17 protein-coding genes and 3 pseudogenes are annotated in these 16,990 nt (G+C 49.0%); 5 read left to right on the top strand and 15 right to left on the bottom strand.

All coding sequences use genetic code 11. The features are described from left to right. Positions 1–166: 166 nt before the first annotated feature. From C5471_RS07940 to C5471_RS07960, 5 genes and pseudogenes are all read right to left on the bottom strand, one after another. On the bottom strand, positions 167–565 hold the full coding sequence (locus C5471_RS07940) for a hypothetical protein (RefSeq protein ID WP_133813292.1): 399 nt from the start codon (positions 563–565) through the stop codon (positions 167–169). A 236-nt stretch (positions 566–801) separates the two neighbouring features. Further along, positions 802–1,868 (bottom strand): annotated as a pseudogene (gene pilV / locus C5471_RS07945) (shufflon system plasmid conjugative transfer pilus tip adhesin PilV); the annotation flags it as partial. Between the two features lie 180 nt (positions 1,869–2,048). Further along, positions 2,049–3,431 (bottom strand): IS4 family transposase, encoded by a 1,383-nt coding sequence (locus C5471_RS07950; RefSeq protein WP_133813291.1) that lies wholly within the window; start codon positions 3,429–3,431, stop codon positions 2,049–2,051. A 423-nt stretch (positions 3,432–3,854) separates the two neighbouring features. Further along, positions 3,855–4,166 (bottom strand): type II toxin-antitoxin system RelE/ParE family toxin, encoded by a 312-nt coding sequence (locus C5471_RS07955; protein WP_133813290.1) that lies wholly within the window; start codon positions 4,164–4,166, stop codon positions 3,855–3,857. Continuing rightward, positions 4,163–4,414 (bottom strand): antitoxin, encoded by a 252-nt coding sequence (locus tag C5471_RS07960; protein WP_133813289.1) that lies wholly within the window; start codon positions 4,412–4,414, stop codon positions 4,163–4,165. The genes C5471_RS07955 and C5471_RS07960 overlap by 4 nt, the downstream gene beginning before the upstream one ends. Before the next feature lie 214 nt (positions 4,415–4,628). Here C5471_RS07960 and C5471_RS07965 point away from each other — a divergent pair. The 3 genes and pseudogenes from C5471_RS07965 (at position 4,629) to C5471_RS07970 (ending at position 6,954) form a co-directional block, all read left to right on the top strand. After that, positions 4,629–5,648 (top strand): annotated as a pseudogene (locus tag C5471_RS07965) (IS110 family RNA-guided transposase). 279 nt (positions 5,649–5,927) lie between these two features. Further along, positions 5,928–6,194, top strand: a complete 267-nt coding sequence (locus C5471_RS23935; protein WP_207627256.1) for a transposase — start codon at positions 5,928–5,930, stop codon at positions 6,192–6,194. Between the two features lie 25 nt (positions 6,195–6,219). Further along, positions 6,220–6,954, top strand: a complete 735-nt coding sequence (locus tag C5471_RS07970; RefSeq protein ID WP_207627257.1) for an IS110 family RNA-guided transposase — start codon at positions 6,220–6,222, stop codon at positions 6,952–6,954. A gap of 555 nt (positions 6,955–7,509) precedes the next feature. Here C5471_RS07970 and C5471_RS07975 read toward each other — a convergent pair. Then, positions 7,510–7,731, bottom strand: a pseudogene (locus tag C5471_RS07975) (IS6 family transposase); the annotation flags it as partial. Positions 7,732–8,037: 306 nt separating this feature from the next. On the opposite strand from C5471_RS07975, the gene C5471_RS07980 reads away from it, so the two are divergent. Both C5471_RS07980 and C5471_RS07985 read left to right on the top strand, forming a co-directional pair. Next, a complete protein-coding gene (locus C5471_RS07980; protein WP_133813288.1) occupies positions 8,038–8,355 on the top strand; it encodes a type II toxin-antitoxin system RelE/ParE family toxin in 318 nt (105 codons plus the stop codon). Positions 8,356–8,357: 2 nt separating this feature from the next. Then, on the top strand, positions 8,358–8,669 hold the full coding sequence (locus C5471_RS07985) for an addiction module antidote protein (protein ID WP_021324288.1): 312 nt from the start codon (positions 8,358–8,360) through the stop codon (positions 8,667–8,669). Positions 8,670–9,026: 357 nt separating this feature from the next. Here the strand turns inward: C5471_RS07985 and C5471_RS07990 are convergent, their stop codons facing one another. The 9 genes from C5471_RS07990 to C5471_RS08030 all read right to left on the bottom strand — a co-directional run bounded on the left by C5471_RS07990 (position 9,027) and on the right by C5471_RS08030 (position 16,990). Next, entirely contained in the window at positions 9,027–9,425 is a 399-nt protein-coding gene (locus tag C5471_RS07990; RefSeq protein WP_133813287.1) for a hypothetical protein, read from the bottom strand. Positions 9,426–9,496: 71 nt separating this feature from the next. After that, positions 9,497–10,738 carry a shufflon system plasmid conjugative transfer pilus tip adhesin PilV gene (gene pilV, locus C5471_RS07995; protein WP_207627258.1) on the bottom strand — a complete coding sequence of 414 codons (1,242 nt, stop codon included), beginning with the start codon at positions 10,736–10,738 and terminating at the stop codon, positions 9,497–9,499. Next, positions 10,739–11,407, bottom strand: a complete 669-nt coding sequence (locus C5471_RS08000; RefSeq protein ID WP_133813286.1) for a prepilin peptidase — start codon at positions 11,405–11,407, stop codon at positions 10,739–10,741. It lies immediately after the preceding gene. Next, positions 11,404–11,868, bottom strand: coding sequence for a lytic transglycosylase domain-containing protein (locus C5471_RS08005; protein WP_242688622.1), 465 nt, complete (start codon positions 11,866–11,868; stop codon positions 11,404–11,406). Before C5471_RS08005 ends, C5471_RS08000 begins: the two co-directional genes overlap by 4 nt. Before the next feature lie 31 nt (positions 11,869–11,899). After that, positions 11,900–12,502 carry a type 4 pilus major pilin gene (locus C5471_RS08010; protein ID WP_133813284.1) on the bottom strand — a complete coding sequence of 201 codons (603 nt, stop codon included), beginning with the start codon at positions 12,500–12,502 and terminating at the stop codon, positions 11,900–11,902. A 69-nt stretch (positions 12,503–12,571) separates the two neighbouring features. Then, complete coding sequence (locus C5471_RS08015) at positions 12,572–13,657, bottom strand: type II secretion system F family protein (protein WP_133813283.1); 1,086 nt, start codon at positions 13,655–13,657, stop codon at positions 12,572–12,574. Then, positions 13,650–15,203, bottom strand: coding sequence for a GspE/PulE family protein (locus C5471_RS08020; protein ID WP_133813282.1), 1,554 nt, complete (start codon positions 15,201–15,203; stop codon positions 13,650–13,652). Before C5471_RS08020 ends, C5471_RS08015 begins: the two co-directional genes overlap by 8 nt. 13 nt (positions 15,204–15,216) lie before the next feature. Continuing rightward, positions 15,217–15,702, bottom strand: a complete 486-nt coding sequence (gene pilP / locus C5471_RS08025; RefSeq protein ID WP_133813281.1) for a type IV pilus biogenesis protein PilP — start codon at positions 15,700–15,702, stop codon at positions 15,217–15,219. After that, positions 15,689–16,990 carry a type IV pilus inner membrane component PilO gene (locus C5471_RS08030; RefSeq protein WP_133813280.1) on the bottom strand — a complete coding sequence of 434 codons (1,302 nt, stop codon included), beginning with the start codon at positions 16,988–16,990 and terminating at the stop codon, positions 15,689–15,691. Before C5471_RS08030 ends, pilP begins: the two co-directional genes overlap by 14 nt.

Below are 16,990 nucleotides of genomic sequence, written 5' to 3' on the forward strand. Positions count from 1 at the left end.
TTGATGGTTGTCTGACTACATGATTGTTGCCAATCTCACTTAACCAGCATAAACCAGATTAAAGATACAAGATGGCCGGAATACGGTTGATGGTTCTACATTAGCTATAGCAGCATAAACACCAATGCAGTGCCCCACACCATTTCATGCTCTCTAATATAGAATGTTATTTTTCCTGCTTCACCACCACCATAACACCACGGGCAGCCGTCGGAGTATAACGCCACTCATACAGTAAGTTTTGTAATATCATCCCTGTCCGCTCCCAGCGAGGGATCACCACGTTAACCTTCCGGTAACGCCATGTCGGGTAACGTGCCAGAACCGAGCAGGCCAGTTGTATCTGAGCAGGCCGCATCAAATGAGAACGAAACAGAATATCCCGGTCTGCCCGCAAAAGCGCCCCCTCAAGTTCGCGAACAAATGCCGCATGAAAACACCGGGTTCGGCTCCGTGTCAGACGCCCTATCCTGTCAGTCGGGGAAAGATGAATGACATAATACCGTTTTTTCCTGTGTCGGAAACCCGTACAGATGAATCCTCGCCAAGGCGTTAATCTGCTCACCAGCGCAAAGCAAGGACAACACGACACCACCAAAATAAAAATCAAACATATGAACATGTTACGTTTTCAGGCTATTTACAACAGGTAATGACATAAGCTGATTCTTTTCTTTGGTGTCCCACGAATTTCAGTCCCGCCGCATAATATCCGGGCTGACATCGGTGTTCAGCGAAATCACGTCCACCCCAGTTTCCATCCTGATAGCATTGATTTTGCTGCAAGGTGGCTTCTGCTTTTGTCCACAGACCCGACTGGCAGGACAGTATGGCACCTTTGCTGTCGCGGCTAACCAATCCGTTGGGTAAACAGACCGTACCCGCCACAGCCACTTTATCAAGTTGTAAAAACTCCCCTGCTGACAGACGACCATCAGCCCGGAGGGTACCGCCTTTGATTTGCCCCTGCGTATAAATGCTTTTATTATTGACGCTGCGAAGCCAGTTGCTGTCTGACATCATCCAACCACCACCATAGGTTTCATTTAACCAGCCTTTATTCTTTGTCGTCACAATCCAGCCATCGTGGCTACGAATATCTCCCTGAAACTGGCCGGCATTCGCCCGGATATCGCCACTGAAATGTCCAGCCTGTGCATTCACGGTAGCCGTATTGTTCAGGTTGTTGCCTCCCATGTTAATGTCAGTATGCATTTTGTTCAGTTCCGGACGACCGGGGACCGCAAAACGGTACAATCTGTCGCTCTCCTCACGGGCAGTAGATAACTCATCTGCGCTCAATAACACGGCCAGGTGACCTTCACCACTGTTTATCCCAAAATCCTTTAAAGGCACTGTCCATGTGCTCATTGCGCCGGTAGCCGTCTTGCCATCCCGAATATATCCCCCCAATCCGGTAGAGATATCCATTGATATCAGGCGCAGGGCTTTATAAGGTAATGGCCCCCCTTCTTGTGTCACTACCATGGCCTGCAATAGCGCCGGATCCTGGGTATTGCGCACTACAGCGGTCTGATAGCGCTGTCCTGAACTGTTGGTGTCTTTGAATCCGGATGGCAGCAGCCCGGTTTTTCTCAACATATCCGGGGTGATCATCACCGGTTGGGTTGTCGTTGCTGAATTCCGCAATCTATTATAATAACGGCCAATATAAGCTTTCGACGCTGCACTGAAACGACTGCTTTGCGCTGCCAGGACTTCTCTGTCAGATAATCGTTGTAAATGCGAGTGCCCAACGCCGCCAGTACCAGCAATATCATAAGTCCGGCAGCTGTGCCCAGCATCATATATCCCCGGTCGGGTACACTGCCGCTGCAATCCTTTTTTTCTGTCACTATTCCATTCATTTAGCTTACCCATATTGGCTGATATAATCGGTCCAGCAACATGACCATGCCCCCCAGACTGAGCCAAGGCCCCAGCGGCCCGCCTTTCGTACGACAATGAGGCCATTGAGCCAGATGCCACAACACAAAGCCGGATAGACCAATCAAGCAACCTATCAGGGCCGGTAACCTGTCTCTTAATCACATCTCCAGATCAACTGACTTGGCAAGCAAGTAACCGTCCATCCGCGTTTGTAGCAGGAACCCGCCTTCCCAGAGTGTTTTCCAGCCTACCCGCCAAGTACGTTTAGAATCAGACCAACCGGCCAATTTACCCAAACTGATATACGCCCAATGCAGACTCGGCTCTTTCTTTGGCAGACGCCGTTTCTCCTGCTTTGACCACAAGAGCTTCCAGGCCAGTGGGCTGAGTATCTCTTCACAACTTTGCTTTTCTGCCTCTTCTTTGTTCAGACCCTTAAAACGAAGCTGATGTATCCGCACCGCAATAAAGGCCAGGATCAGAATTATGCGTTCCAGATTGTCTTTGCTTTGCATCCGCAGGGCTTCAACCTGCGTACCTCCACTTTTCCAGGTCTTGTGAAATTCTTCTATCAACCAACGCCGTTCATAATAACCGAATATTCGATGGGCATCGGCTTCACTGTTAACCGGCTCTGAGGTGAGAAGATGCCAGCTTAGCCCGTTTTCTGTGCCTTTTTCATGGCAACCCACGTAAAACACGCGAATGTTCTCCCCTTGTTTTCCTTTCGGCACTTTCAGACTCACTTCCGTATAGCAAACCTTACAGTGCGCCCCGCGGGCCTGGCGTTCACCTTTCTGCCTGACCTGAACCCGCCGCTCTCCGGCCCTTTTTAATGTCTCAATAAAATCATAAAGTTTATCCTGGCTCTCCTCTATACGCCGACTTTGCATTGAACGGACGACAAAACGGTGATTTTCGGCCATCTTATAGGTCAGATACTCAATGAGGTCAGCTTCACGGTCACAAACCGAAATAATTTTCGGCATTTGCCCGCCCAGTCGGTTTGCCATTGCCCGTGACGCCTGTTCCCATTTATAGCTTTCTTTTTCTTCATAAGGACGCGTGTCACTTTGCCGGCTTTTGCCATACGTCTGAACATCGCGTGTCCAGCGATGCTGTTCAACCAGCCCGACCACCTGATGTTCCTGGGGCGCAAACAGCAAAATCGAATGGGCAAAGAGTCCCCGGGATTTCGGGTTTGAGGTGGTGTGACCCCGTTCATCCACCACGGTGTGATGGGAAAACGACAGGGAAGTGGTGTCTTCTAAGGCCAGCAGGCAATCATAGGCATTGGCGTGTGCCACGGTGGCCGCGAAACCCGCTTCAGCAATGGCCTGAGGGGAAACAGACTGATTACGGGTGAAACGGTAAGCCGCTTCAATATCGGCAGGGGAATGTAAGGATTGCACGAGGGATTGTCCTGTCTGGTTGGCGAGTGAACCGGTGAGCTGAACCAGGCGCTTTGTGCGTCGTTTATCGCCTAATTCAGCGTGTTGAAAAGTGTCTTTTGCCCATTGCTCGGTGTTGGCTGAAAACATATCGGTTAGCTTATCTGTGGTTTTTTGTTGAGATCGATGACTGGAACAAGAGTTCAACAAGAATGCAGGAAAATATCAAAATATTTGTGTAGAAGAGACAGGGTAACCGACGGGTTTACTCACCTCAGACCCCTTACCCCGAGCTGAGAGGTTCACGTCCAGTTCCGTGAGCACTTGAGGGGGAGGTTCTTTCGGGTGACTCGACGTAACATCCATGTGAGCAGGCGAAAAGCAGGCGGAAACTTACTCAAAGATATCAGTGAGTTCCTGAGTGACACACTGAAACTAAATATGAATGATAAGAAAAGCACGGTAACGTGCCCCTAGGAACGAAAGTTCTTAGGATACAGTGTGACTCGGTATAAGGGGTAGACCCAACAGTCGTGTCACCAGCCGCCATTTCGATCATGGCTGCCCAAGCCATCACTCTTTAAGCCGGTCAGCCAGTCGTGTCATCAGGTCCATGCGTTCATGGAAAATAGCCACGATCAGAGCAGGCGCTCCCTCACGCGGTAGACAGAAGACGTAATGATGTTCGTACCGCCCCATCCGTAGACCCGGAAAAAGCGCACTCATGTCTTTGAACACACCCCGGCCATCGGCGAGGCTGGCGATACCCTGTTCCAACATAGCAATGTAGCGGCGCACCTGAGCATCGCCCCATTGCTTGCGGGTGTAGCGGACGATGCCGCGCAGGTCGGATTCTGCCGCCGCAGTGAGAACGTAGCCGGTCAAACCCGGCCCTCGGTCAGTTCTTCATCGAGAATTTCGCTAATGCTCTTGGTAGACACATTGCCAGCAAGTCCCTTGTGGATGCGGGTGCCGAGCAGGGTTTTCAGCTCCTTCCATGCCTGATTGGCATCAACATCGCCGGGAAACAGCCTTTCCAGCGCGTATTGCTTGATGGTCTTGCCCTGCAAGGCAGCCAGCGCTTTCAGGCTTTGGCGCTGCTGGTCTGTTATGTCGATGGTTAGGCGACTCATGGGATAATCTCCAAAATTACATATTCCCACACTAGCACATATGTGCTAATGGGGCAAACAGTTGTACATGGAGACTGTAATGAACGCATCCCAACCACTGAGCCTTTGGCATTGTGCTGGAATTGAGAGATGAAGTGTGGTCCTCGCAAATTTCCGGCCTTATAGTGCCTAACAGCGGGAGACTGCTGCTCCTTGATGACTGGAGGATCCACCCATGAAATTTACTCCTTTTGGTGTCGATATTGCAAAACATTTGATGCAAATTCATTTTGTTGATGAATACACTGGTGAACTCATTGATAAACCTCTGCGGCGGCAGGATTTTTTAACATTTTTCAGTAACCGAGAACCTTGTCTGATTGGCATAGAAGCGTGTGGTGGCGCTCACTATTGGGCACGGGAACTGAGAAAGCTGGGGCATGAAGTGCGTTTGCTTCAGGCTAAATTTGTCAAAGCTTTTCGGATGGGAAACAAAAATGATGTTCAGGATGCCCGGGCCATTTGGCTAGCGGTTCAGCAGCCCAGTAAATCGGCCGCCGTCAAAAACGAAGAACAGCAGGCCATTTTGTCATTACACCGGATGCACTATCAGTGAGTGAAATTCAGAACCGCACAAATCAATGCACTGCATGGTTTACTGCTGGAATTTGGTGAAACCGTACATAAAGGCAGAGCTTCACTGGATAAAGCGATGCCGGAGGTGCTTGAGCGGCTAAGGGAAAAGCGGGCTCCGTTCCTGCTTGAGTTGCTTGAGGAGCAATACCCCCGTTTGAACGAAATCGATGAACAAATTGAACAGGTGGAAAAACAACTAACGGCGTGGGCAAAACAGAATGCCGATTGTCAGCGGATTATGAAAATTCTCGGTATCGGTGCCCTGATTGCGACCGCCGCCATTGCGACAATGGACGATCCCAGTGCATTTCGGTCGGGTAGGGAATTTTCGGCCTATCTGGGCCTGGTGCCGAAACAAACGGGAACGGGAGGCCGGGTCAAATTACTGGGTATCAGTAAACGGGGAGATACCTACCTGAGAACCCTGTTTATTCACGGTGCAAGAGTGGCCACCTTACTGACGAAAGCCCCGCTGCCGTGGGTGACGGAGCTGAAAAAACGACGCCCGGTCTGTGTGGCGATTGTGGGGATGGCCAATAAGCAGGCTCGCACCGTTTGGGCATTGGTCGCCGATCAGCAAGAATATCAAAAAGATTACGTCAGTGTCAGACCTTACTGAGGTGTTTCACTGAGTCAACTTTCACTTTTAACTACATGGATGAATGCAGAAAGATTGCTAAGGCAATGATAATGATGACAAAGACAGGTAAGACCGTGACTTGCTAAACCTGATTTATGCTCTGAGCTTAAAGCTCGTTAGGAGAGTGAGGAGCCAGTCAGCGGATTACATAGAGGCCCGCAGCTCTGGCTGCAATAAGGCTGATGTTATGAACTCCCGCTCCTCACGGAGTAAGATGGGAATTCATCAATAAAATCTAGCCAGTTTTGGGAGGAGATTATGCCTAATCTCATCATCGGTCTTGATATTGCTAAAAATATTTTTCAAGTTTATGGGACCAACCACCGTGGCGTAGCCATTATTAAACGGAAGTTACGTCGAAATAGTGTGTTGAAGTTTTTTACGACTCTGGAGCCAGCACTGATTGGGATCGAAGCCTGCCATAGTGCACATTATTGGGCACGGGAATTGACAAAGTTGGGGCACACGGTTCATTTGTTGCCAACCCAATACGTTAAACCTTATTGTTGTCGGCGGAAAAAATGATGCTAATGATGCTGCTGCGATCGGTATGGCAGTCACAAGACGGGATATTCACTGTGTCCCCATAAAAAGTGCAGAGCAGCAATCATTACAATCATTACAATCATTGCACCGAATACGGGAAGGGGCTATTCAGGAAAGAACGGCTAAATCAAATCAGATCCGTAGTCTGTTTTCAGAAGAAGGCATCATATTTCCGATCGGGCTGTCTTCGCTAAAAAAAGGTCTCCTTGAGATTATAGAGGATGGTGAGTCAGTGATAACTCCTATCCTGAGAAAGCTGGGCAGGATGTATCTTGAACAATTATCCTGTTTACAGGCGTGGATCGGTGAGCTTAACGAAATGATTGACAGATATTTCAAAGAGAACGATGTCTGTCAACGGTTAGCCACCATTCCCGGTGTTGGGCCAGTGATCGCCACAGCCATTGTCAGTCGCGTTGGCGATCCTCGTCTGTTTAAAAATGGCCGACACTTTGCTGCCTGGCTGGGGTTAACCCCCAGACAATATTCCAGTGGTGGAAAAACCAGACTCGCTGGAATAACGAAACGGGGTGATGGTTATATACGAAAGTTGTTGGTTCAGGGTGCCAGAGCCGTGATTTACCATATAAACCGAAGGCATGATAACTATGGCGATTGGATAAAAAAACTGATGCAGCGTCGTCCGGTAAATATTGTGGCTATCGCGCTGGCAAATAAGATCGCCAGAATATCATGGGTGATATTAACGGGTGAAGAAAAGTTCAGAGTGACATCGTAATCACAGAGGAATGAAATTTATTTTAGCTGTATTGATCTTGCTAATTGCGCAGGAAAAGTGAGATGGGAGATCGGTCAAACCGACACCTGCAAAACCTGATATATCCGACGACCAAGAATGAATAAAGGTCTGAAGGCCGATAAGGAGCAGGTGTGCATATATCCATCATGGCTCAGCAGAAAATAACCTGCAAACACAGAAGCCGAATGTACGAACGCAGTTATGACCGTCATTCAACGAACTTATCTTGCACATAAGCGGGAGTTCATGTACGGATATAGAGCTGCAGCCTACCATCGATGTCAGAGTAATTTTTGTCTTGCAAACGGGATACGTTCATATAGAGCATAAAAATCCGCAGAGCAATCCTTTAAGCTCTCCGCATCAGAATTAATGAGCTAGCCGGAGTACGGTTGATGGTTCTACATTGGCTATAGCAGCATAAACACCAATGTAGTGCCCCACACAATTTCATGCCCTCCAGTATAAAATGTTATTTTTCCTGCTTCACCACCACCATAACACCACTCATACAGTAAGTTTTGTAATGTAATGCCCAACAGCGGGCTTACTACGCTGGCAACGTTTAATCATCAACAGAACTAAACAATTAATCCAACGAGAGAGCGGAGAATGATCAACGGCAATCCCACGCTCCGCCATCATTTCTTCCAGATTACGCAGGCTCAGCGCATAGGCCAGATACCAACGAACACACTGAACGATGATATCAACAGGATAGTGCCAGCGTTTGAACGCTTCCCGAGTCAGGGACATCCTCAGTACAACCAATAAAAAAATGCAATATTATCCAAACAGCGCTTAATGCGACAGAACCCACAGAAATGCGACTTATTCAAGTCGTGATTAGAGTCTAATCATATGATTACCTGATACCGGGAAGCATGCGGCGCAAAACCAGAGAGGATGACGATAAAAAATTCAACATGCAAAATTGAGTTACCCTGGGCATCAAATTCAAATGCAGTGCCTGTAGGCATATGAGTAACCCGATAACCCCATTATTCGTACCGAAAGATGCTACATTGACAGATTCGTAGCTTTAAAGATACAATAATTTATATGAACACGATCAAACATTATCTCACCTCCGATAACCGTGACTTGTATATGGAGTTCCTGAAAGGTATTCGTGACCCTATAGCGAAATCGAAAATCTCGTCACGGGTTAACCGAATGGCTACCGGAAATTTTGGTGATCATAAACCTTGTCGAGAGGGTGTCTGGGAGCTTCGCATAGATCAGGGGCCAGGCTACAGAGTGTATTATAGCTTAGTTGGTCGTGAAGTGGTGTTATTGTTAGTTGGGGGCGATAAACGAACCCAAGGCACCGATATAGATCAGGCGATTGAATGTCTGAAGGACTATTTGAAGAGGTGATTATGGCCAAAGCACGTTTACATGATGATGCAATGGTGCAGCTTCTCCGTGAAGATCCTGAGTTTGCTCAGCATTATCTGCATCAGGCATTTGTTGATATGGATGAAGAAGGCGGGCAGGAAGCATTTCTTATGGCATTACGCCATGTTGTAGAAGCGCGAGGAGGAATGGCACAGATTGCAGATAAGGCCGGTGTTTCACGCGAGACTCTGTACCGAACGCTGTCGCCTAAAGGCAATCCGACTTTGAAAACTTTGCGTAACGTCGTTGCAGCAACAGGATTTCAATTCTCTCATATCGCATTAATGGCTTAATTCTGCCAGATAATTATAACCGTCAAGCCTGTGATTAACGACGGTTTTCAATCCACATTAGCCTTATATTAGGCCGAATGGGAAAAACTGTTAGTCAATGCCGTGCAAAAGCGCAGTTATGTTTATACGATTAGTTTAAACAATAAATTAGCTTCTTAACGTGGTTTCTGAGACGCTCCCAAACAGAAACATATACCCCAACCGAGAGCATAAAAATCCGTGGGGCAATCGTTTAAATGCTCTCTGCATCAGAATGAATGAGCTAGCCGGAATACGGTTGATAGTTCTGCATTAGCTATGGCAGCATAAACACCAATGTAGTGCCCCACACCATTTCATGCTCTCTAATATAGAATGTTATTTTTCCTGCTTCACCACCACCATAACACCACAGGCAGCCGTCGGAGTATAACGCCACTCATACAGTAAGTTTTGTAATATCATCCCTGTCCGCTCCCAGCGAGGGATCACCACGTTAACCTTCCGGTAACGCCATGTCGGGTAACGTGCCAGAACCGAGCAGGCCAGCTGTATCTGAGCAGGCCGCATCAAATGAGAACGAAACAGAATATCCCGGTCTGCCCGCAAAAGCGCCCCCTCAAGTTCGCGAACAAATGCCGCATGAAAACACCGGGTTCGGCTCCGTGTCAGACGCCCTATCCTGTCAGTCGGGGAAAGATGAATGACATAATACCGTTTTTTCCTGTGTCGGAAACCCGTACAGATGAATCCTCGCCAAGGCGTTAATCTGCTCACCAGCGCAAAGCAAGGACAACACGACACCACCAAAATAAAAATCAAACATATGAACATGTTACGTTTTCAGGCTATTTACAACAGGTAATGACATAAGCTGATTCTTTTCTTTGGTGTCCCACGAATTTCAGTCCCGCCGCATAATATCCGGGCTGACATCGGTGTTCAGCGAAATCACGTCCACCCCAGTTTCCATCCTGATAGCATTGATTTTGCTGCAAGGTGGCTTCTGCTTTTGTCCACAGACCCGACTGGCAGGACAGTATGGCACCTTTGCTGTCGCGGCTAACCAATCCGTTGGGTAAACAGACCGTACCCGCCACAGCCACTTTATCAAGTTGTAAAAACTCCCCTGCTGACAGACGACCATCAGCCCGGAGGGTACCGCCTTTGATTTGCCCCTGCGTATAAATGCTTTTATTATTGACGCTGCGAAGCCAGTTGCTGTCTGACATCATCCAACCACCACCATAGGTTTCATTTAACCAGCCTTTATTCTTTGTCGTCACAATCCAGCCATCGTGGCTACGAATATCTCCCTGAAACTGGCCGGCATTCGCCCGGATATCGCCACTGAAATGTCCAGCCTGTGCATTCACGGTAGCCGTATTGTTCAGGTTGTTGCCTCCCATGTTAATGTCAGTATGCATTTTGTTCAGCTCCGGCCGACCGGGGACCGCAAAACGGTATAACCGGTCGCTCTCCTCACGGGCAGTAGATAACTCATCTGCGCTCAATAACACGGCCAGGTGACCTTCACCACTGTTTATCCCAAAATCCTTTAAAGGCACTGTCCATGTGCTCATTGCGCCGGTAGCCGTCTTGCCATCCCGAATATATCCCCCCAATCCGGTAGAGATATCCATTGATATCAGGCGCAGGGCTTTATAAGGTAATGGCCCCCCTTCTTGTGTCACTACCATGGCCTGCAATAGCGCCGGATCCTGGGTATTGCGCACTACAGCGGTCTGATAGCGCTGTCCTGAACTGTTGGTGTCTTTGAATCCGGATGGCAGCAGCCCGGTTTTTCTCAACATATCCGGGGTGATCATCACCGGTTGGGTTGTCGTTGCTGAATTCCGCAATCTATTATAATAACGGCCAATATAAGCTTTCGACGCTGCACTGAAACGACTGCTTTGCGCCGCCATGACCTGCCAGGACTTCTCTGTCAGATAATCGTTGTAAATGCGGGTGCCCAACGCCGCCAGTACCAGCAATATCATGAGTCCGGCAGCTGTGCCCAGCATCATATATCCCCGGTCGGGTACACTGCCGCTGCAATCCTTTTTTTCTGTCACTATTCCATTCATTTAGCTTACCCATATTGGCTGATATAATCGGTCCAACAACATGACCATGCCCCCCAGACTGAGCCAAGGCCCCAGCGGCCCGCCTTTCGTACGACAATGAGGCCATTGAGCCAAATGCCACAACACAAAGCCGGATAGACCAATCAGGCAACCTATCAACGCAGGTAACCCTGTCAGCCAGGCACACAGAGCCCCCATTAGCCAGACATCCCCCATTCCCAGCGCTTCACATTGAGAGTGCCAATTCATCAGCTTGCGTAAAGTACTCACCCCAGCAAGCATGATCACTATGACGACAAAAAAGGTTATTGATACCGACTGCAACAAAATACTGACCAGTACACCGGACACCAGGCAAGCCAGTGTAAACTGACGAGGAAGCCAGCCACTCAAAACGTCTATAACCGATAATTGCAGCAAAAAACTCAACAGCAACAGTGCGGCTATCCGCTCCATCAGCGGCGCTGGTGATAACAACATCAATGTGCCCGACACCACGTACAAACAGATAGCCATTCGCGGTACCGGATGCACTGAACACATCAACAGACCGTATTCCTGCAAAAATTGACTCACCGGACGAAGCAGCACGCATCCGATGACAAATAATGTCATCATAACCAGAGGGGTATATTCTGTAGGAAAGCTAACCGCAATCAGTGTCTTCATTTTTCCCGTTCATTGTTACGCTGTGCCTGATAGATCCGCCATATCCGGTCAGCATAATGTTCCCGGATTTCGTGACGCTCCATACCAAATCCCGCATTATACGAACCCAGGCAGTTCCAGTTTACTCCGCAGGTCTGAAAATGTTTCGCCAGTATCCAGGCACCAATCTGGACATTGAGGCAAGGTTTCATCAATAGGTCATCTTTGCCAAGAATAACGCCCTGTGCTTTCAGTCTCGGAATATGCCGTGAATTAATCTGCATCAACCCATAATCAGTACTTTTCGGCTTACCTGCCTTATCCTTATTAATATGCATTGCCCGGGGATTTAGACCACTCTCACCTTTGGCCATAGCACGGAGTAACTGCGGATCAATTTGATACCTGGCACCTGCGGTCTGAAAACAAAACGCCTGTACCTCCTCACACTCCAGCAGGCTCAGGGGCAACAGGAAAAGCATTAACACTCTCGCCAGGTTACCGCCCAATCCTTTAACCATTAATCGTAAAGACCAGTTTATTGGTCCCGGTACGACCGTTGTTCTTTGTGCATTCTGTACTGGCACTTTCCAGTGTCACCTTGCCATCAGCGTGATGAGTATTATTAATCGTGATCTCTGACGCACTTCCTCCCCGGCTCATCCCAGTCGCCAATGAAACACAGGCAGACTGAGGGACTCTCTCGTAAGTTACCGTGAATCCATTATTAAATCCCCCCGAGCTGATCGGTCCGACCTTAACCTGACCACCCCAGGTATTCCACAGCGTGGCATTACCGACGGTCGTATCTCCGCGAACCGTCATACTCTTCGGTACACCCCCCAACTGAATCAAGACACCGGTCATCTTGTCTGCGTGACTAAATTCATATCCACCACTGCCTTTCATTAACCCCTGCGTACTGGCGATGATAGTTTGCAGGTTAGTGGTTTCCACAACCGCATCCTTGCGGTCATACAACATATAAATTCCCCCCAAAACGACAGTAATCACGGCAATCACAACCAGAGCAACCGCACCATTTTCTAAAATAGCCCAACCCCGTTCAGGGGGACGGACCATGCTGTCTTGTTTCTGTATCATCATGTACTGCATTGGTTTATTCCTTATATAAAGGGTTCTTCGTGGAGAAAATCGTTAAAAAGGAGGTTTAATTTAAGGGCATTACGGCATGATGTTAGCCATGTTCTGTATTTCCATGACGGCTAGCAAAATCAACATAAATGCCCCGACAACCAGCAACAGGGAACACAACATGACCAAATTGGCCCGCCTGTTCACCCGTACGATGGTTTGGTCCAGCCAGCGCTCACCATAGCGTCCAATCATGTCAGGAGTACCATCACCTTCCGTCAGCAATGACAAAAAATTCACCGCTTCCTTTGACGGAAAGTCATAGCCACAGTGATGCAGTGCCCGGCCAAAGTGATCCCCTTCACGGACACAATCAGCAATAGACTCCAGACGAATCTGTAACCAGGGAGATGCAAAGCGTTGCAGGATAATTAACGCATCCAGCGTCTGAACATGGGCACGCAAAAGGGAAGCCATGTTCAGTAAAAAAATGGCACCCTGAATATCACTGTAGACCGACCAGGGGATAAGATGATCCGCGATGCGACGCAGACGGTTGACCCACCGCGGTAGCGAATACACCACGCCCACAATAAAAGAGAGCAGTAAGACACCACACAACAGGAACGCCTCATTAAAAAATGTCGCCATCCCGTTTAGCCATGCCAGCACACCCTGCCAGTTTTGCGGATCTACAATGTTTCTCAGGGTCGGTACCAGTTCTGTTGCGGTGATAACCAGCAATCCGGTCATCAGTAACACCAACAGCAAGGGATAAATCATCATTCTGAGCGACACCATCAAAATACGCTGACGGCAACCTATCAGTGTAATGGCCTGACTCAGCGCTTCAGGCAAATGACCGCTGCGCATACCCACACTAATTAACGCCGCCTCTTCTACCGGTCCCCAAACCGCCAGCACATGTTCCAAGGTATTCGTTTGACTGTTATCAGTGAGCGCCGAGATGCAATCGTCAATGAGTTCAGCAAACGGATGCCAGTGGGTATTGAAATGGGTATACACATCACGTATCTGCCGCAACGCCTTCAATAACGGTATCTGGTTCTCCAGTAGAAAACGCAACGCCTCATAGAAAATGATGCGATAACTGGGTAAGAAAGTGTGGCGAACTAACACATAGCGCAGACGGCAGATCCATGACATTTCACGCATCACCCTGCTCCATCAGCAAATAATCATCCTCATCCAGCGGACACACTAAGTCGGCCTCCAATGGATCAATCAGCCCGGCATTCAGCTTATTCAGCAGATGCTGGCGACGAGTCATTCCGCCTAAGTTCGCTACCCAGTGTTGTCTCGCGGCCTCTTTGCCCTCAGTCATCAACAAGGTAAAAAATCGCGCATCGGGCCTAATGACTTCGGCCACCACGCTACGACCGGTCACTCCCCGGCTAACAATCCGTCCGCTCAAGGTAATCGTCTGGCAACAATGTTCACATCCTTCAGGGTGGCGAAAATATAAATTCTCTACGCAACAGGTACCGGGAGCATGGCAATAACGCATCAGATAAGCCCGTTGTTCCTCATCCAGTACCGCCTGTTTCTGTGCCCAAGGTACCCGACAGTGTGGGCATAATGTCTGTACCAAACGCTGACTAATCAACGCAATCAAAAGCTGTGCATCGGCAATCAGCCCCGCATTCACCCCCATGGTTATCATGCGCTCAGGAATACCGACTGCGCTATTGGTATGCAGCGTCGTCATGACACTGTGTCCCGTTTGCGCAGCATAAATTGCCGTTAGCATGGAAGTCAGGTCTCGCATTTCCCCTGGCATAACGGCATCAGGATCAAGGCGCAGCGCAGAGGTGAGCGCCCGGTGCCAGGCAAGCCTGACCGCCTCTTCATCACTTTTGTCACACACGATGGGCGTTTGAATCGCACCGGCAATCCTCCCCTCCGGAGGGTCTTCAACGGTCAATAACCGCTTTTTACCGCCAGTCCGGTCAAGATACTGGCGACAAAAAGTGCGTAATGTCGTGGACTTCCCAGAACCGGTTGGCCCCGATAACACCATCAGGCCCTCCGGCAGTTGCAAAATACGGGAAACCCGTTTGATTTGTTGCGGCAAAAACCCTAATTGTGTCAGTGTAGGCACTTTGTCACCATCATCAGCAATCACACGCATCACAACATACAAACCATCTGCGGTTGGCGTATGACTATACCGGGCACCATACACATGTACCCGACGCAGAAAATCCGCTTTAATCCTCCCGTCCTGCTGACGGCCGGGGAAAAATTGCGTTTCAGTGACATCGCACATCGACAGAATGATCGTGGATGCCAGTGCCATTCCCTCCTCTTCCGACAGTTCATTGACGACTTCCAGCTCACCGTGAATACGCATTTCAATTCGGGTCAATCCCGGACTGATAGTCAGGTGAATATCTGATGCATTCAGCTTTTTTGCCAGTTCAAAACAGGTCAGTACCTGCTTCTGACGTTCACTCACATCAGTTAAGTCCGACAGACACACGCCCTGTTCATTCGTCCGCTGATTCTGTTTCTGGCGGTTCGCCTGCAATTCTGACAAATTGACAAAGCGAATTTCGGCCTCTGGCGTGGCTTCAAGTAATTGCATGACCCGAGTCTGGACCTGTGGGTCGCCCCGACGATGGTTGTCAATTAATACCGTAGCCTGTTGTTCTTCACATAACAGCAACACAGCATCATTAACCTGGATGTTTTCTTTCATTCCCTGTCTTCTCTCAGAACGTGAGTACCGAACCATCACTTAGCGTGACCGCAGAAAGCGTGATCCCCTTAACTTTGAATTGAGTACCAGGCACTGCGTCACCGACAGCGAATTCCATCACACCGCGGCCCGGCAGGCTTACGCTCGCCCGCAATGCATGCCCCCGACCATAAATCTCCTGAACCACCGGACGGGTCACAGGTTGTCCCGCCGTTATCACCGGTGATACGGTCATCGGCAAATCAATGTCATTACTGCCCGTTAACCCCAAAGGCTGACTTTCTGTCAGTTGGCGTTGTAACTTAGCCCGCTGCAATTCCGCTTCCAGCAGTAGATTTTTCGCGTGTAAATGCTCTAACTGTCCCACCGTCACACCCACAGATGCTTCAGCAATACTCGTTACCGAAAGAATTCCCTCCTCTGTTGACCATACGGGTGAACTGATAAAAATTAGCCCACTTAACACACTGATACACAAGGCAGTATTATTTCCGGGCATAAATGTATCCCTCTGTCTGATAGGTTAACTGTCCCTGTGAGGTCAGGGTAAACGTGAGGCTGTTCAGTCGCAGCCCTGTATCATCCAGTTCAGCAAATAGCCATGCTGGCATCACCCGACTACTGAAGCTGAACAGGTATTCTCGCCAATCCTGGGAAGGTATAGATTGCCCGCCTCCCGGTAATGCCGATGCAGGAGTGAGTTCATTTAACGTCAGGGGGATCTGCCATTGCTGGAAATTCGACACCATCTTCATCAACTGTACTGAAACAGCAGGCACCGCTTCATTGCGAACCGGCAAAGGTTTCCACGGCAGGAATACCCGGCCTTCTTTTGCGCCCTGAACCAGGTCAAAAACCGGTGACTGTTTAAATACACTCTGTACACGCTGAACAAAATGCGCTGCTGTACCGCCAGGCATAATCTCGTAGTGAAGGCGGACGCCATCTTTTCGGCATGAACCTGCCGTCAAGCGCCACCCCGCCAATAACACCGGAATTGTCCGACTGGTCATAACACAACGTGCCAAAAATGCGGGTAACAACGGCTTATCGGCCCACGGATGCGGTAAGTCAACAGGTTTTGGCGTTTCTTCAAACAATCGTGATGCCCTAACCTGAACGGTTTCAGTCATCGGTAACATTTCATCGGGAGATTTTCCTGACTGTAATAATACCCACACGACCATCAACAAAGAGATGAAAACGGTCATCAACAATAATGGTGATCTCCACCGCCGTTGCAGGCGACACATCCGATACTGATGAGCTGGCAAAGCAGAAATTATTGAGCGCCAGTGGGCCGGATTATCAGGGTCAGATACCACCCGCCAGCTTTTATCTGGAGCCGGGTTAAACGTTAAAAAACGGGACAGTGCTGCGTTGACATTCTCGCGGGTTCCGACAATATCGGCCATCACGGACGGCAAACCATTCTGCGTTGCCAAAAATAACCATTGCCCTTCGCCCAAATCATAGATCCCGTACCCGTTTGGGCCGGAATGCGATAAAAAAGCAATGGCTAAAGAATACGGTGTGTGACGACAATATAATTTCCTGATTATTCCCGCCCCCATCATACGTGTAGTCTGCTGACGTCTCCCCGAGTGATTGCCCACGACCAGATGCACATTGGTGTATTGAGGACGAGCACGTTGCCCTCTACGGTGCCCCCGTTTTACCTTCACGTACGGTGACCAACGCAGACCACTGATCCAACAATGGCGACCGGCCTTTACAACCGTGACTTCGGGTGTCTCACCGGATATTTCTAAATCAATGCTGTTCAT

Origin of the sequence: Photorhabdus tasmaniensis (assembly GCF_011189505.1) — a bacterium.
Taxonomy (GTDB): Bacteria; Pseudomonadota; Gammaproteobacteria; order Enterobacterales; family Enterobacteriaceae; genus Photorhabdus; species Photorhabdus tasmaniensis.

Bases quoted from the DNA above. Each gene is read 5' to 3' on its own strand.
- C5471_RS07950 (WP_133813291.1), bottom strand. From the start codon at position 3,431: ATGTTTTCAGCCAACACCGAGCAATGGGCAAAAGACACTTTTCAACAC.
- C5471_RS07960 (WP_133813289.1), bottom strand. From the start codon at position 4,414: ATGAGTCGCCTAACCATCGACATAACAGACCAGCAGCGCCAAAGCCTG.
- C5471_RS23935 (WP_207627256.1), top strand. From the start codon at position 5,928: ATGCCTAATCTCATCATCGGTCTTGATATTGCTAAAAATATTTTTCAA.
- C5471_RS07970 (WP_207627257.1), top strand. From the start codon at position 6,220: ATGGCAGTCACAAGACGGGATATTCACTGTGTCCCCATAAAAAGTGCA.
- C5471_RS07980 (WP_133813288.1), top strand. From the start codon at position 8,038: ATGAACACGATCAAACATTATCTCACCTCCGATAACCGTGACTTGTAT.
- C5471_RS07985 (WP_021324288.1), top strand. From the start codon at position 8,358: ATGGCCAAAGCACGTTTACATGATGATGCAATGGTGCAGCTTCTCCGT.
- pilV (WP_207627258.1), bottom strand. From the start codon at position 10,738: ATGAATGGAATAGTGACAGAAAAAAAGGATTGCAGCGGCAGTGTACCC.
- C5471_RS08000 (WP_133813286.1), bottom strand. From the start codon at position 11,407: ATGAAGACACTGATTGCGGTTAGCTTTCCTACAGAATATACCCCTCTG.
- C5471_RS08005 (WP_242688622.1), bottom strand. From the start codon at position 11,868: ATGCTTTTCCTGTTGCCCCTGAGCCTGCTGGAGTGTGAGGAGGTACAG.
- C5471_RS08010 (WP_133813284.1), bottom strand. From the start codon at position 12,502: ATGCAGTACATGATGATACAGAAACAAGACAGCATGGTCCGTCCCCCT.
- C5471_RS08015 (WP_133813283.1), bottom strand. From the start codon at position 13,657: ATGCGTGAAATGTCATGGATCTGCCGTCTGCGCTATGTGTTAGTTCGC.
- C5471_RS08020 (WP_133813282.1), bottom strand. From the start codon at position 15,203: ATGAAAGAAAACATCCAGGTTAATGATGCTGTGTTGCTGTTATGTGAA.
- pilP (WP_133813281.1), bottom strand. From the start codon at position 15,702: ATGCCCGGAAATAATACTGCCTTGTGTATCAGTGTGTTAAGTGGGCTA.
- C5471_RS08030 (WP_133813280.1), bottom strand. From the start codon at position 16,990: ATGAACAGCATTGATTTAGAAATATCCGGTGAGACACCCGAAGTCACG.